The organism is Geomonas paludis (genome assembly GCF_014193585.1).
Taxonomy (GTDB): domain Bacteria; phylum Desulfobacterota; class Desulfuromonadia; order Geobacterales; family Geobacteraceae; genus Geomonas; species Geomonas paludis.
The window spans coordinates 83,128-98,972 of sequence record NZ_BLXY01000007.1; the positions used below are offsets into that span (position 1 = coordinate 83,128).

A 15,845-nucleotide genomic window follows, 5' to 3' on the forward strand; every position below is an offset into this window, starting at 1 on the left:
TCGGACCTGTCTGACTAGTCGGACTAGTCGGACAGGTCCGATGTCGGACTAAGCCTTGGCTTTGACGAAGGCCTTTACCAGCTCCTTGTCGGCAGCCATGATTTCGCAGCGGGTTTCCTTGCCCTGCAGGGCGGCCAGTTGCGGCGGCAGCGGCGCCGGGGTGCCGATGGCGCGCTCGACCGCCTCGCCGAACTTGGCGGGGTGGGCGGTGGCCAGGCAGACCACGGCGGGGTGCCCCTTGACGCACTCCAGGGCCCCGCGCACGCCGACCGCGGTGTGCGGATCGAGCACGTAGCCGGTTTCCTTGTTGAAGGAGGCGATGGTCTCCAGGGTCATCGCTTCGTTGACGGTGCAGCTTAAAAACTCGCTCTGCACGCGCTGCACTTCTTCGGCGCTGAAGACGATCTTACCGGTCTGCTGCAACTCGGCGAAGGCGCTTCTGACCCGCTCCGCGCTCTCGTTGAAGAGGTAGTACAGGTAGCGCTCCAGGTTGGAGGCGAGCTGGATGTCCATGGACGGCGACACCGTCTGCACCACCTGCCCCAGCGAATAGTCGCCGCTTTGCACGAAGCGGGAGAGGATGTTGTTCTCGTTGGTGGCCAGAAGCAGTTTCTCGACGGGAAGTCCCATGCGCTTGGCGAGATAGCCGGCGAAGATGTCGCCGAAGTTGCCGGTCGGCACGGAGAAGACCACCTTGCCCTGCTCGGGGAGCCTGCCCCACGCGTAGAAGTAGTAGACCACCTGCGCCAGCACGCGCGCCCAGTTGATCGAGTTGACCGCGCCCAGGGCGTATTCCTTCTTGAACTCCAGGTCGTTGAACAGGGTTTTGACGATGTTCTGGCAGTCGTCGAAGGTCCCCTCCACGGCGATGTTGTGCACGTTGGCGTCCAGCACGCTGGTCATCTGCAGCGCCTGGATGGGGGAGGTCTTCAGGTGCGGGTGCAGGATGAAGATGTTGATGTTTTCCTTGCCGCGCACGCCCGCGATGGCGGCGCTGCCGGTGTCACCGGAGGTGGCGCCCAGGATGTTCATCTTCTCGCCGCGCTCCTTCAGCAGGTACTCGAACAGGTTGCCCAGCAGCTGCAGCGCCACGTCCTTGAAGGCGAGGGTGGGGCCGTGGAACAGCTCCAGGATGTAGACGCCGTCCTTTTGCACCAGCGGCGTGGTCTCCTGGTGCTCGAAGGTGCCGTAGGAGCGGTCGATGAGGGCTTTCAGGTCGGCGGCCGGGATGTCGGTGGCGAACAGGGAGATGATATTGAAGGCGAGCTCGCGGTAGGGGAGCTTGGCCCAGGCGGCGAGTGTTTCCGGTGCGATCTGCGGGATGCTCTCCGGCAGGATCAGGCCGCCGTCGGTGGCAAGCCCCATCATCACTGCTTCCTTGAACCCGATCGGTGCGATGTTTCCCCTGGTGCTTATGTATTTCATGTCAGTTCTCTTTCCTGGTGCTGGTTTTTGTGCCGTTGCGGCAACGCCAATATATAACAGTTAATGCTGCAAAAGTGAAGAGATTGCTTGGTCGCGCCCTGTTGTCATGGGGGGGATGTGGTCCACTGGCAGGAGCAAAGGCAGTGTCCATGGGAGAAATGGCAAGGAAGTATTAAATTTTAGCAATGTCATGTCGGGCGACGCCCGATTTCACATCGCCGCGACAGAAAAAAATACCCGCAAGAATCAGCTGCAAATCAGGCGCGAAACCTTGAAAAACAGCTTACTTTCGGAAAAAAAGCGCTTGCATAAAGAAGCCTTCCATGCTACATAAAGGGTCACATGTTAATGTTCACTCAAAAGTGAGCTCCTCCGGCTCGCTTTTTTTTATGGGAAAACGCTAGATGGCAAAGGTTGATGTAGTAGAAAGAGTCACAGAAATTGTCGCCGAGATCGGGGGACCGCTCGGGATCGACCTGGTGGACCTGGAGTACAAGCGCGAAGGGCGCGACATGGTGCTGCGGCTGTTCCTGGAGAAGGAGGGGGGCATCACCCTGGACGACTGCGCCGACGTGAGCCGGCAGCTCTCCGACATCCTCGACGTCGAGGACTTCATGCCGGAGCGTTACAACCTGGAGGTTTCCTCGCCGGGCATCTGCCGCCCGCTCAAGAAAATCGCCGACTACGAGCGCTTCCAGGGACACCTGGTCAAGGTGAAAACCTTCGACATGCTCACCGACGACGCGGGCAACAAGCGCAAGACGTTCACCGGCAAACTGCTCGGGGTTCAGGACGGGGTGATCAGCATCGACCTCACCGAAGGACAGCACGCCTCGATCCCGCTGGACAAGGTGGCCAAGGCCAACCTCGAATTCGAATTCTAAAATTTACTTTGCAATTATCAGCAAGCAGAAGGAGACAGTGACGTGGAAACGAGCTTTAACCTCAAGCACACGATCGACCAGATCGTAAAAGAGAAGGGCATCGATAAAAGTATTGTGGTAGAGGCGCTGGAACAGGCAGTTCTCACCGCTGCCAACAAGAAATTTCGCAATACCCGCGATCTGGAGGCGCACTACAACCCCGAGATCGGTGAGGTTGAGCTGTTCGAGTTCGTTACTGTCGTAGAAGAGGTGCAGGATTCCTACCGCGAGATCGAGCTGGACGAGGCGCGCGAGGAGGACCCGGAGGTCGAGATCGGCGATTCCATCGGCATGAAGATGGACGCATCCGGCTTCTCCAGGATCGCCGCGCAGACCGCCAAGCAGGTGATCATCCAGCGCGTGCGTGAGGCGGAGCGCGAGACCATCTTCAACGAGTTTCAGGAACGCCAGGGCGAGATCGTCAACGGCGTGGTGCGCCGTTTCGAGAAGGGTGACCTGATCGTGGATCTCGGCCGCGCCGAGGCGCTTTTGCCGCACAAGGAGCAGGCACCGCGCGAGGTATACCGCCAGGGCGACCGCGTCAAGGCTCTCATCACCGAGATCCGCATGACCACCAAGGGCCCCCAGATCATGCTCTCCCGCACCCATCCCACCATGCTGGCCAAGCTGTTCGAGGCCGAGGTGCCGGAGATCGCGGAAGGGATCGTCGAGATCAAGAGCGTCGTGCGCGAGCCGGGCGGGCGCGCCAAGATCGCCGTCTACTCGCATGACGGCGACGTCGACCCGGTCGGCGCCTGCGTCGGCATGCGCGGCTCCCGTGTCCAGAACGTGGTCTCCGAGCTGCGCGGCGAGAAGATCGACATCATCCCCTGGAGCGAGGACATTGCCCGCTTCGCCTGCAACGCCCTGGCCCCGGCCGTGGTGACCAAGGTGTATGTGGACGAAGAGGATTACGCCATGGAAGTCATCGTGGCGGACGACCAGCTCTCGCTGGCCATCGGCAAGCGCGGTCAGAACGTGCGCCTGGCGGCCAAGCTGACCGGCTGGAAGATCGACATCAAGAGCGAGACCCGCATGGCCGAGGCCGAACTGCAGCAGTTTGCCTCCTACGACGGTACCGAGTCTGAAGAAGAGGCCGCCGAGCCGGTAGAGGCGACCGAGCCGGCAGCAGTAGAGGCGACCGAAGAGGATTAGCATGCCCAAGGCCACACCACAGAGAAGCTGTCTTGCCTGCCGTGAGACCAAGGACAAGGGCGAGCTGCTTCGCTTCGTGCTGGCACCGGACCGCACCCTGGTCCCCGACCTGCAGAACAAGCTCCCCGGCCGCGGGGCGTACACCTGCCTGAAGGCGTCGTGCCTGAGGCAGGCGGTCCAGAAAAAGCAGTTCTCCCGCGGCTTCAAGGGCGAGGTGCTGGGCGCCGACGCAGACGGGCTGGTGCAGCAGGTGCTGCACAAGCTCGAGGAGCGCATCGCCTCCTACATAAGCCTGGCCAACAAGGCGGGCAAGGTGGTGTCGGGTTCGGACCAGGTTCAGGATAAGTTGAAAAAAGGGGGCGCCGGCCTTTTGTTCGTCGCCACCGACATCTCGCCCGACATCGGCGACAAGTTCAGGGGGCTGGCGCAGCTCAAACAGGTCCCCTGCATCTCCCTGTTCACCAAGGAGCGCCTTGGCGAATTGCTGGGAAAGGAACTCAGAAGCGTCCTGGTTGTTATGGAAAGCGGCTTCGTGGGATCGATTGGATTGGAAATGGAAAAGTACAGGAACTTCTTTGAGGAGGAGCGTGAGTAGATGAGCAAAACCCGCGTATATGAGCTGGCGCAGCAGATGGGGATCGACAATAAGGAGCTTATGGCAAGGTTGGCCGAGGCAGGCGTGCAGGTCAAGAACCATATGGCTGTCCTTGAGGATTCGGATATCAAGGCGGTATCCGCCCCTGCGCAGACCCCCCACAAAGAAGTGTCCCAGGAAGAAGTGAGGGTGAAACCGACCCTGATCCGCCGTCGCGCCAAGGCGGTCGAGCCGGAAGCCCCGGCAGCGGCGGCAGCGCCGGCCGAGCCGGAGAAGGAAGAGGCAGTGCAGCCTGCGCCGGTCGAGAAGCCGGCCCCGGTGGAGGAGGCTCCCAAGCGTCCGGAACCGGTCCGCGCCAGGATCATCGAGGCGGCCCCCGCACCCAAGCCGGTGGCGAAGCCCGAGGCGCCGGCACCCCAGGCCGCGCCCGTGAAGGAAGAGAAGCCCGCGGTAGCGGAGCAGCCCGCCCCGGCGGCACCGGTCGCGGCCGAGAAGCCCGCCGTCGAGGCCCCCAAGGCAGAAGCCGCTCCTGCAGCGCCGGCCCCCGCGCCGGAGGCAGCCAAGCCGGCCGAGCAGCCTGCCGCCGAAGCCGCTCCGGCCAAGGCGCCCGAGGCCGCAGCCGCCAAGGTGGAGCCCGAGCCCGATAAACCGACCGCGACCCGCGCCAGGATCCTTGGCCGCGTCGAGATCCCGATCCCGACCCAGCGCCCGGCCGAGCGCCGCGAGTACCAGCGTCCCGCGCAGGGCGAGCGTCCGGCACCGCGCCCGGGCATGCCGCGCGGCGTCGAGCGCCCCGGCACCGAGCGCCCGGCACCCCGTCCGGGTGCAGGCCGCCCCGGCGAGCGTCCCACCGGTCCGCGCCCGGACCGTCCGGCACCGCTGGCCCCGATCGAGCCGCCGCCGCTTCTGGACGATCGTGGCCGCAAGGGACGCAAGCCCGCCCCGGGTGGCACCACCGACTTCGGCAAGAACGCCAAGAAAGGCGGAGCGGCCGCAGGCAAGGGTAAGAAAGACAGCTTCAAGGACATGCTCGACAAGCGCGAGCGGGTTTTCGAGCCGGGTCCCCGCTCCAAGGGGAAGAAGGGCAAGTACGTCGAGAAGGTCCAGGTCGGCAAGAAGACCGAGATCACGGTGCCCAAGGCCATCAAGAGGATCATCAAGATCAGCGAGTCCATCACCGTGGGCGAGCTGGCCAAGCGCATGGGCATCAAGGCCACCGACCTGATCCGCGCCCTCATGAAGCTGGGCGTCATGGCGACCATCAACCACCCGCTGGACTTCGACACCGCGACCCTCCTGGCCACCGATTTCGGCTACGAGATCGAGAACGTGGCGCTGGACGTGGACGAGATCCTCGAGGCCGAGCCCGATACGCCGGAATCCCTCATCAAGCGTCCGCCGGTCGTCACCATCATGGGTCACGTCGACCATGGTAAGACCTCGCTGCTCGACGCCATCCGCCAGGCCAACGTCATTGCCGGCGAGGCCGGCGGCATCACCCAGCACATCGGTGCCTACGACGTGGAGCTCAAGGGGCAGAAGATCACCTTCCTCGATACCCCGGGCCACGAGGCCTTTACCGCGATGCGCGCCAGGGGCGCCAAGGTGACCGACATCGTCATCCTGGTGGTTGCGGCCGACGACGGCGTCATGCCGCAGACCCGCGAGGCGGTGAACCACTCCAAGGCTGCCGGCGTTCCCATCATCGTCGCCATCAACAAGATCGACAAGCCGGAGGCCAACCCGAGCAAGGTGAAGCAGGAGCTTATGGAGTTCGGCCTGGTTTCCGAGGAGTGGGGCGGCGAGACCATCTTCGTCGAGGTCTCCGCGAAGAAGCATCTCAACCTCGAGTCGCTGCTCGAAATGGTTCTGCTGCAGGCCGACGTCCTTGAGCTGAAGGCGAACCCGGACAAGACCGCACGCGGCACCGTGGTCGAGGCCAAGCTGGACAAGGGGCGCGGCCCGGTGGCGACCGTCCTGGTCCAGGAAGGTACGCTCAAGGCTGGCGACTACTTCGTGGCCGGCATCCACTTCGGCCGCGTGCGCGCCATGCAGAACGACCGCGGCGAGAAGGTCGTCGCCGCCGGCCCGGCCATGCCGGTCGAGGTCATCGGCTTCAACGGCGTGCCCGACGCGGGTGACATCTTCGTGGCCATGACCGACGAGAAGCAGGCCAAGGAGATCGCAAACCACCGCCAGATGAAGCTGCGCGAGTCCGAACTGGCCAAGCACAGCAAGCTCTCCCTGGAGCAGCTCTACGAGAAGATCCAGAAGGGCGAGGTCAAGGACCTCAACACCATCGTCAAGGGCGACGTGCAGGGCTCCGTCGAGGCCGTGGCCGAATCCCTCAGGAAGCTCACCACCGACGCCATCCGTCTCAACGTGCTGCACGCATCCGTCGGCGCCATCACCGAGACCGACGTCAACCTGGCCAGCGCCTCCAACGCCATCATCCTGGGCTTCAACGTCCGCCCCGAAGTCAAGGCGGCGGCGCTCGCCGAGAAGGAAGGGGTCGACGTCAGGCTGTACAACATCATCTACGACGCGGTGGACGACATCAAGAAGGCCATGGAAGGCCTCCTGGAGCCGACCTTCAAGGAGAAGTACCTGGGGCGCGCCGAGATCAGGGAAGTCTTCTCGGTGCCCAAGGCGGGTATGGTCGCCGGTTCCTACGTCACCGACGGCAAGATCATCAGAAACGCACAGGTCCGCCTGCTGCGCGACAACGTGGTGGTCTTCGAAGGGAAGCTGGGCAGCCTGCGCCGTTTCAAGGACGACGTCAAGGAAGTGGCCACCGGCTACGAGTGCGGTATGTCGCTGGAGAACTACAACGACCTCAAGATCGGCGACATCTTCGAGTGCTTCGAGATGGAGAAGGTTGCCGGCAAGCTGTAACAGTCAAGCAAACGGGGAGAGCGGCGTCCCGCGTCCGGCATCCCGGCGGCGGAGGCCGCTCTCCCCTTATCGTTTTCGCCTCTGCTCCTCCCCCTGGAGGGGGGAGGCCGGGAGGGGGGCGCATGAGCGAAGATTCCCCCTCCCTGACCCTCCCCCTCCGGGCCTTCGCCCACCGTAGGGCTACGGCCCGCAGGCGGGGGCGGGGACATGTAAGCAACCCCGTGCTTGGTAATAAGGGCCGGGATCACACAAGAGAGAAAGATCATGGTTAAACGTTCCGACAAGGTTGCCGAAGAGATCCACAAGATCATCTCGGAACTTCTGATAAAGGGTCTCAAGGACCCCCGCATTGGTTTCCTGACCATCACCGGTGTCAAGGTCACTCCCGATCTGAGACAGGCCACCGTCTACTTCACGGTGCACGGCGACGATGCCGCCAAGAAGAACAGCGAGGCGGGTCTCAACTCCGCCAAGGGCTACATCCGTAAAGAGATCGGCCAAGCCCTCAAGTTGCGTTTCACCCCCGAGGTGATGTTCAAGTACGACACCTCGTTAGATTACGGCCAGCATATCGAATCGATTCTGAAGGAGATTGGGGCTACGGATGACGGCGACCACAGCTGAGATTAAGCGGATAGTTGCGGAGATCGAGCAGGCACACAGCTTTCTTATCACCAGCCATGAGAGCCCCGACCCCGACGCGGTTGGTTCCTCCCTGGCTTTGGCCAATTACCTCACCGCGCGCGGCAAGGACGTCACCGTCTACCTGAGCGACCCGGTTCCCGACAACTGCTCCTTCCTCCCCATGGCGGAGCAGGTCTACGGCGACATGCCCGAGCGCGACTTCGACGTCTGCTTCGTGCTGGACGTGGGGGAGTTCCGGCGCGCCGGCAAGGCGGTCACCGAGAACAAGAGGATAGGCCGCTTCATCAATATCGACCATCACCTGGGATGCGAGAACTTCGGCGTCTGCAACCTGATCGATCCCAAGGCGAGCGCCACCGCCGCCCTCATCTACCGGGTCATCCGGGCTGCCGGCGACGAGGTCGACTACCCGACCGCGCTCTGCATCTACACCGCCATCCTCTCCGATACCGGGAGCTTCCACTACTCCAACTCCGACCCCGAGTCCTTCGCCATCGCCGGCGAGATGATCGGCAAAGGGGTGAACGCCTGGAGCGTCAACGAGAACCTCTACGAGAGCGAGCCGCTGCAGAGGATCGCGCTCCTCGCGCTGGCGCTGTCCGACCTGACCGTCTCACCGTCCGGCGAGTACGCCTCGGTCACCGTGACCCTGGACATGTACCAGAAGACCGGCGCCACGGCCCAGGACACCGACCGCTTCATCAACTACCCGCGCTCCATAAAGGGGGTGCAGGTGGCACTCTTCTTCCGCCAGGTCGACGAGGGTACTTTCAAGGTCGGCTTCCGGTCCAAGGGGAAGGTCGACGTCTCTGCCGTCTCCGCCTCCTTCGGCGGCGGCGGGCACCACAACGCCGCCGGCTGCATGGTGCGCGGCACGCTCGCCGAGGTCAAGGCGCAGGTCTTCGACCGACTGGAGCAGATGCGCTGATGCTGAACGGCTTTTTCGTGATCGACAAGCCGGCCGGTGTCACCTCGCATGACATCGTGTCCAAGGTCCGTCGCGCCATCAATCAGAAGAAGGTAGGGCACACCGGGACCCTGGATCCCTTTGCCACCGGCGTGTTGCCGGTCGCGGTGGGGGAGGGGACCAAGGCGATCCAGTTCCTGGACGAGTCGGAGAAGGAGTACCGGGCCGTGCTGCGGCTGGGCATCGCCACCGACACCCAGGACCTGACCGGAGCGGTCATCTCCGAGCGGGAGTGGTCGCACCTGACGGCCGAGGACCTGGAGCGGCTGGTGCCGCAGTTCCTCGGACTCCAGAAGCAGCTTCCTCCCATGTTCTCAGCCATCAAGCAGGGCGGGGTGCCGCTGTACAAGCTGGCCAGGAAAGGGATCGAGGTGGAGCGCGAGGAGCGCGAGGTCGAAATCCACTCGCTCACCTTCGAATGGATCCGGCTCCCCGAGGCCTGCTTCACCGTGCGCTGCTCGCGGGGCACCTACGTGAGGACGCTCGCCTGCGACATCGGCGAGGCGCTCGGTTGCGGCGCCCACCTCCTTGAATTGCGGCGCACAAGGAGCGGTCTCTTCCGCGAGGCCGACGCCATCAGCATCGAGGCGCTGGCCGGGGCCGCCGACCAGGAGGCGCTGCTCATGCCGCTGGACCGGGCGCTGGATCATCTGAGGGCGCTGGCGCTCACCGAGGCGGGGGGGAAGAAGGTGCTGAACGGCGTGGTGCCGCAGGCGCATGATTTCATTGAACCTCCCGGCGATTTTGCCGTGGGTGAGCAGGTGCGACTCTATCTGGGGGAGCGCTTTGCGGCAGTAGCGGAGTACGACAAGCTCAAAGGGCTGCGCCTGGCCCGTGTGTTCAATTAGTATTCCTTCTTTACACGTACTTGCTTTTGTGATAAGAGTTAAAGGTCTTGATCTAAACCGCGGGAGCAATCTCTGCGGGCAGGCATAAATAAGCAAAATAACTAGGAAGCGGAAGGGGGTGTAACCACATGCTGCAAACGGAAAAGAAGCAGGAAATCATCACAGCTCATAAGCTGCACGATTCCGACACGGGTTCGCCGGAAGTGCAGATTGCAATTCTTTCGGAGCGTATCACTTATCTGACTGAGCACTTCAAGACTCACAAGAAGGATCATCACAGCCGTCGCGGTCTGCTGAAGATCGTCGGTCAGAGAAGGGGTCTGCTTGACTACCTGAAGAAGAAAGACGTCGAAAGGTACAAAGCGATCATCGCTAAACTCGGCATCAGAAGGTAAGAAAAGGCAGTATACCTCCCCGGGTATATTGCCTTTCCTCTTTTTCATCATGTAAGGGCCTCGTGCCCTTTTTCTTGTTGGGGGCGTGGATAAAACTGCCCTGCGGCGCACTGTTACGCCCGCATGGCGCTTTTCTCGGCGGCCCCAACACCAACCGAAACACCCAAATGGAGGCCGTAACAATGGTACACACTGTCCAAGCAGAGTGCTGTGGCAAAACTATCACTATCGAAACAGGCAAGATCGCCAAGCAGGCAAGCGGCGCGGTCATGATCAAAAGCGGCGACACCATGGTGCTCGTCACCGCCGTCGCCATGAAATCCGCCAAGGAAGGTCAGGGCTTCTTCCCGCTGACCGTCAACTACCAGGAGAAAGCCTACGCAGGCGGCCGCATCCCCGGCTCCTTCTTCAAGCGCGAAGGCCGTCCCTCCGACAACGAAACCCTCACCTCGCGTCTCATCGACCGCCCGATCCGCCCGCTGTTCCCGGAAGGGTTCCTGAACGATACCCAGGTCATGGCGACCGTGGTTTCCGCTGACAAGGATCACGATCCGGGCATCCTCTCCATGATCGGCGCTTCCGCGGCCCTCATGGTTTCCGATGTTCCCTTCGCCGGCCCGATAGCAGGCGTGAAAGTCGCTCGCGTTGACGGCCAGTTCATCGCCAACCCGACCGCCGAGCAGGAAGAGAAGAGCGACATGGAGATCGTGATCGCCGCTTCCAAGGACGCCATCCTCATGGTGGAAGGCAGCGCCTCCGAAGTCTCCGAGGACGACCTCCTCGAGGCGATCTTCTTCGGCAAGGAAGCAGTCCAGGGCATCCTGGCCGCACAGGAAGAGCTGGTCGCCAAGGTGAAGCCGGTCAAGCGCGACATCCCGGCCCCGGTTGTGAACACCGAGTTGAAGGCTCGCGTAGATGCCCTCGCCAAGGAAGAGATGAAAGCCGCGGTGCGCATCAAGGCCAAGGGCGAGCGTCATGACGCCATCGATGCCATCACCGAAAAGACCGTGGCGGCTCTGGCCGGCGAGTTCGAAGGCTCCGAGAAAGAGGTCAAGGCGTTCATCGAAGAGCTCGAGTACGACCTGGTGCGCGAGCACATCATCAAGGACGGCTCCAGGATCGACGGCCGCGACACCAAGACCATCCGTAACATCAGCACCGAGGTAGGCTTCCTGCCGCGCGCACACGGTTCCGCCCTGTTCACCCGCGGCGAGACCCAGTCCATCGTGGCCGCCACCCTGGGCACCTCGGTCGACGAGCAGCGCATCGACTCGCTCTACGGCGATTCCCGCAAGAAGTTCCTCCTGCACTACAACTTCCCGCCGTACTCCGTCGGCGAGACCAGCTTCCGCCTCGCCCCGGGCCGCCGCGAAATCGGCCACGGCATGCTGGCCGAGCGCGCCCTGCAGCAGGTGCTCCCGAAGCACGATGACTTCCCCTACACCATCCGCATCGTCTCCGACATCACCGAGAGCAACGGCTCCTCCTCGATGGCGACCGTCTGCGGCGGCTCCCTGTCCATGATGGACGCCGGTATCCCGATCAAGGCACCGGTCGCCGGCATCGCCATGGGCCTCATCAAGGAAGGTGACGACTACGCCATCCTCTCCGACATCCTGGGCGACGAAGACCACCTGGGCGACATGGACTTCAAAGTGGCCGGCACCGCCGACGGCGTCACCGCGCTGCAGATGGACATCAAGATCGGCGGCGTGACCCGCGAGATCATGGGCGCCGCACTGGCACAGGCCAAAGCCGGCCGCGTGCACATCCTGGGCGAGATGGCCAAGTCGCTCTCCACCGCCCGCGGCGACCTCTCCGCCTTCGCTCCGCGCATCACCACCATCTGGGTCAAGGTGGACAAGATCCGCGACGTCATCGGTAGCGGCGGCAAGAACATCCGCAGCGTCACCGAGGCGACCGGCGTCGCCATCGACATCGAGGATACCGGCAAGATCAACATCGCTTCCAACAACAAGGAAGCCTGCGACCTCGCCATCAAGATGATCCGCAACCTGACCGCAGAGGCCGAAGAAGGCAAGCTCTACATGGGCACCGTCAAGAAGATCATGGAGTTCGGCGCATTCGTCGAGATCTTCCCGGGTACCGACGGCCTGGTGCACGTTTCCGAGCTCGACACCGAGCGCGTGAAGAACGTGAGCGACATCCTGAAAGAAGGCGACAAGGTGCTGGTGAAGTGCATCGGCATCGACAAGCAGGGCAAGATCAAGCTGTCCCGCAAAGAGGCCCTGGGCCAGACCTTCACCGAATAATTTCTCTCATGTGAAAACTGGCAATTCATGGGTTTCCCGGTATAGTTCTAGCCATGATTAAAAAGACCACCCTAAATAACGGAATCCGCGTCATCACCGAGCGGATTCCGTATGCCAGCTCGGTTTCCATCGGAATTTGGGTCGCCAACGGCTCCCGCCACGAACGGCGGGAGTCGAACGGCGTCGCCCATTTCATCGAACACCTCCTCTTTAAAGGCACCGCACGCCGTTCTTCATTGGACATCGCCCGCGAAATCGACTCCGTGGGCGGCGTCCTGAACGCCTTCACCAGCCGCGAGTACGTCTGCTACTACGCCAAGGTGCTGGACAAGTTCCTCCCCCGTGCGGTCGACCTGTTGACCGACATCTTCCTCCATTCCACCTTCGACAGCGAAGAGATCGAAAAGGAGCGCCGCGTGGTGCTCCAGGAGATCAACATGATGGAGGACACCCCGGACGACCTGATCCACGACCTGTTCCACCAGCACTTCTGGAAGGGACACCCGCTGGGGATGTCCATCCTGGGCGACGCCGAGAGCGTCACCGGTCTCTCCCGCGACGCGATCATCGCCTACAAGGACCAGATGTACCGCGCCGACGACATCATCGTCACCGCCGCCGGCAACGTCACCCACGACAAGCTCACCGCTCTTCTGGAGGAGTTCCTGCAGGGAGTGGAACCGGGGCACGGCCGGAGCGAATCCGCTCCCCCGGTCTACGAGCGCCGCATCGAATTGGTGGAGAAGGACCTGGAGCAGATCCACGTCTGCCTGGGCCTCAAGGGGGTGCAGCAGAGTCACCCGCAGCGCTACGACGCCTTCATCATGAACGCCATCCTGGGCGGCTCCATGAGCTCGCGCCTGTTCCAGGAGGTGCGCGAGAAGAGCGGCCTGGCCTACTCGGTCTACTCCTACATCGCTTCCCACGCCGACGCCGGTTCCCTGGTGGTCTACGCCGGGGCCAGCCCGGAAAACGCCAAGGAACTCCTCGAGATCATGCTGCGCGAGATCGGGCGCTTCAAGAAGGAACCTGTCCCGGCCGAACAACTCGAGGCGGCCCGCGAACAGTTGAAGGGGAACCTGCTCCTGTCGCTCGAATCCAGCGACAACAGGATGTCCCGCCTGGCCAAGAACGAGATCTACTTCGGCACCCCGCTGCCGCTCTCAGAGATCATGGAAGGGTTCGACCACGTGACCTCCGACAGCATCCTGGAGCTTGCCAACGAGATCCTGGACAACGACGCGCTGACCCTGGTCATGCTGGGCCGGATCGGCACACCCGCCTTCTCGAACTCCGACATCAACGTCTGATGAAAACGATCCCGATACGGATAAAGCGCCTGCGGTCAACTCCTCTCCCCTGCTACATGACCGAGCAGGCGGCGGGTGTCGACCTGCATGCCGCGCTCGAAGAAGATTTCGTGCTCCATCCAGGCGAGCGGGCCCTGGTCCCGACCGGGCTTGCCGTCGAGATCCCTCCCGGCTTCGAGGCGCAGGTGCGTCCCAGGAGCGGGCTGGCGCTTCGGCACGGCATCGCGCTGGTCAACTCTCCCGGCACCATCGACGCCGACTACCGCGGCGAGATCGGCGTCATCGTGATCAACCACGGCAACGAGCCTTTCGCCATCAAGAACGGCGAGCGCATCGCCCAGATGGTCTTCGCCCGCTGCGAGCGCGCCGGGTTCATCGAGGTGGACGAACTGGGCGAGACGGAGCGCGGCGCTGGCGGGTTCGGGCACACCGGCAGGTAAAGGCGAGATTTAGACAAAGATTGAGATTAAGATAGACGCCCGGTCCACGCTCCTCCCCCCGGAGGGGGGAGGTCGGGAGGGGGGATGCTCCTAAACCCCAAGATCAGAAGCCCCCACCCTGTCCCTCCCCCTCCGGGCCTTCGCCCACCGTAGGGCTATGGTCCGCAGGCGGGGGCGGGGACGTCATGGCAGCTGAAGCGGCGGTACCCACACTGAAAACTCCAGAAGGGGGCACGCATATGAAAGATCCTCGCGTCAGACAATTCGCCGAAGTCCTGGTCAACTACTCGGCCCGCGTGCAGCCGGGCGACGTGGTGCTCATCTCCTGCGCCGGCCTGGAAGGGGCGCCGCTGGTGAAGGAGCTCTACGCCCTCTGTCTGGAAAAGGGCGCCAAGTACGTCGAGTACGAGTTCAGCATCCCGGACATCGGCCGCTACTTCTACAACCTCGCCAATCCCGACCAGCTTTCCTACTTCCCGCAGCACAAGCTCGATTTCATGAAGCAGGTGGACGTCTACTTCGGCCTCTCCGCCGCGGACAACTCAATGGTGATGGCCCAGGCCAACCAGAAGAGCATGATCGCCTGGTCCAAGGTGGTGCGCCCCATCATCGACCAGCGCGTCAAGGGGACCCGCTGGGTGGTGACCCGCTACCCGACCCACGGCGCGGCGCAGGAAGCGCGCATGAGCCTGGACGAGTACGAGGATTACCTCTTCGCCGCCTGCTGCATGGACTGGGAGGAGGAATCGAAGAAACAGGACGCGCTGAAGGCCTGCGTCGACGCCGCCGACCGGGTGCGCATCAAGGCCTCGGACACCGACCTTTCCTTCAGCATCAATGGGCTCCCCGGCATCAAGTGCGACGGGCGTCTGAACATCCCCGACGGCGAGGTGTTCACCGCGCCGGTGCGCGACTCGGTCGAGGGGTACATCACCTACAACTGCCCTACCGTGTACCAGGGGAAGGAATTCAACAACATCCGCCTCGAGTTCGAGAAGGGGCGCATCGTCAAGGCGACCTCCCCCGGTATGGACGCGGAACTGAACCGCATCCTCGACACCGACGAGGGGGCGCGCTACGTGGGTGAGTTCGCCATCGGCGTGAACCCGAAGATCCGGGTGCCCATGCGCAACATCCTCTTCGACGAGAAGATCTTCGGCTCCATCCACTTCACCCCGGGTCAGGCCTACGACGAGTGCGACAACGGCAACCGCTCTGCCGTGCACTGGGACATGGTGAAGATCCTGGCCGGCGACGGCGAGTTGTGGTTCGACGACATCCTGATCCAGAAGGACGGCCGCTTCGTGCACGGGCCGCTTCTGGGGCTCAACCCCGGTGACTAGCCATGCTGCTTGAGATCAATCCCGACAATCCGCAACCGCGCCTGATCGCCAAGGTGGTCGACATCCTGAAAAACGGCGGCGTGGTGGCCTATCCCACCGATACCACCTACGGCATCGGCTGCTCCATCTTCAGCAAGAAGGGAATCGAGCGGATCTACCAGATCAAGCAGCGCGACCGCAAGAAGCCGTTCTCCTTCATCTGCACCGACATGTCCGAGATCGCCCGATACGCGCGGGTGTCCAACTACGCCTTCAAGCAGCTGCGCCGCCTGCTCCCCGGACCGTACACCTTCGTGTTGGAGGCGGCCACGGTGGTCCCGGACCTGTTGCAGACCAAGCAGAAGACGGTCGGCATCCGCATTCCCGACAACGCGATCTGCCTGGCCATCGTGAAGGAGCTGGGGGCGCCCATCGTCACCACCAGCGCCAACCTCTCCGGCGAGGACCCGATCGGCAACCCCTGGGCGGTCGAGCATGAACTGGGCAAACAGCTGGACCTGGTGGTCGACGGCGGCGATCTCTCCGCCGATGTCAGTTCGGTCATCAGCCTGATCGGCGACCGCCCCGAAGTGCTCAGGAAGGGCGTCGGGGACGTGAGCTGGTGCGAATAAGGGCCATCCCGGCCCGAGGT

14 protein-coding genes are annotated in these 15,845 nt (G+C 62.8%); 13 read left to right on the top strand and 1 reads right to left on the bottom strand.

Annotated features, from left to right (window positions below; all coding sequences use genetic code 11):
* Window positions 1–48: 48 nt before the first annotated feature.
* Entirely contained in the window at window positions 49–1,425 is a 1,377-nt protein-coding gene (thrC, locus tag H7687_RS15580) for a threonine synthase (RefSeq protein WP_183349033.1), read from the bottom strand.
* Window positions 1,426–1,829: 404 nt separating this feature from the next.
* Between thrC and rimP the strand changes: the two genes are divergently transcribed.
* From rimP to H7687_RS15645, 13 genes are all read left to right on the top strand, one after another.
* Complete coding sequence (gene rimP, locus H7687_RS15585; protein WP_183349035.1) at window positions 1,830–2,309, top strand: ribosome maturation factor RimP; 480 nt, start codon at window positions 1,830–1,832, stop codon at window positions 2,307–2,309.
* Between the two features lie 42 nt (window positions 2,310–2,351).
* Entirely contained in the window at window positions 2,352–3,503 is a 1,152-nt protein-coding gene (nusA, locus tag H7687_RS15590; RefSeq protein ID WP_183349037.1) for a transcription termination factor NusA, read from the top strand.
* A 1-nt stretch (window position 3,504) separates the two neighbouring features.
* Complete coding sequence (locus H7687_RS15595; RefSeq protein WP_183349039.1) at window positions 3,505–4,098, top strand: DUF448 domain-containing protein; 594 nt, start codon at window positions 3,505–3,507, stop codon at window positions 4,096–4,098.
* On the top strand, window positions 4,099–6,993 hold the full coding sequence (infB, locus tag H7687_RS15600) for a translation initiation factor IF-2 (protein WP_183349041.1): 2,895 nt from the start codon (window positions 4,099–4,101) through the stop codon (window positions 6,991–6,993). It begins immediately after the preceding gene.
* A 264-nt stretch (window positions 6,994–7,257) separates the two neighbouring features.
* Window positions 7,258–7,617, top strand: coding sequence for a ribosome-binding factor A (locus tag H7687_RS15605; RefSeq protein ID WP_183349043.1), 360 nt, complete (start codon window positions 7,258–7,260; stop codon window positions 7,615–7,617).
* A complete protein-coding gene (locus tag H7687_RS15610; RefSeq protein ID WP_183349045.1) occupies window positions 7,598–8,566 on the top strand; it encodes a DHH family phosphoesterase in 969 nt (322 codons plus the stop codon). Before H7687_RS15605 ends, H7687_RS15610 begins: the two co-directional genes overlap by 20 nt.
* Before the next feature lie 2 nt (window positions 8,567–8,568).
* The gene (gene truB / locus H7687_RS15615; protein WP_183349151.1) at window positions 8,569–9,453 is read left to right on the top strand and encodes a tRNA pseudouridine(55) synthase TruB; all 885 of its coding nucleotides are present in this window, start codon (window positions 8,569–8,571) and stop codon (window positions 9,451–9,453) included.
* A 128-nt stretch (window positions 9,454–9,581) separates the two neighbouring features.
* Window positions 9,582–9,848, top strand: coding sequence for a 30S ribosomal protein S15 (rpsO, locus tag H7687_RS15620; RefSeq protein ID WP_129127510.1), 267 nt, complete (start codon window positions 9,582–9,584; stop codon window positions 9,846–9,848).
* A gap of 182 nt (window positions 9,849–10,030) precedes the next feature.
* Window positions 10,031–12,121, top strand: coding sequence for a polyribonucleotide nucleotidyltransferase (gene pnp / locus H7687_RS15625; RefSeq protein ID WP_183349047.1), 2,091 nt, complete (start codon window positions 10,031–10,033; stop codon window positions 12,119–12,121).
* Between the two features lie 53 nt (window positions 12,122–12,174).
* The gene (locus H7687_RS15630; protein WP_183349049.1) at window positions 12,175–13,431 is read left to right on the top strand and encodes a M16 family metallopeptidase; all 1,257 of its coding nucleotides are present in this window, start codon (window positions 12,175–12,177) and stop codon (window positions 13,429–13,431) included.
* Window positions 13,431–13,871, top strand: a complete 441-nt coding sequence (gene dut, locus H7687_RS15635) for a dUTP diphosphatase (protein WP_183349051.1) — start codon at window positions 13,431–13,433, stop codon at window positions 13,869–13,871. Before H7687_RS15630 ends, dut begins: the two co-directional genes overlap by 1 nt.
* 239 nt (window positions 13,872–14,110) lie before the next feature.
* The gene (locus H7687_RS15640) at window positions 14,111–15,214 is read left to right on the top strand and encodes an aminopeptidase (RefSeq protein WP_183349053.1); all 1,104 of its coding nucleotides are present in this window, start codon (window positions 14,111–14,113) and stop codon (window positions 15,212–15,214) included.
* A gap of 2 nt (window positions 15,215–15,216) precedes the next feature.
* A complete protein-coding gene (locus H7687_RS15645; RefSeq protein WP_183349055.1) occupies window positions 15,217–15,825 on the top strand; it encodes an L-threonylcarbamoyladenylate synthase in 609 nt (202 codons plus the stop codon).
* Window positions 15,826–15,845 lie beyond the last annotated feature (20 nt).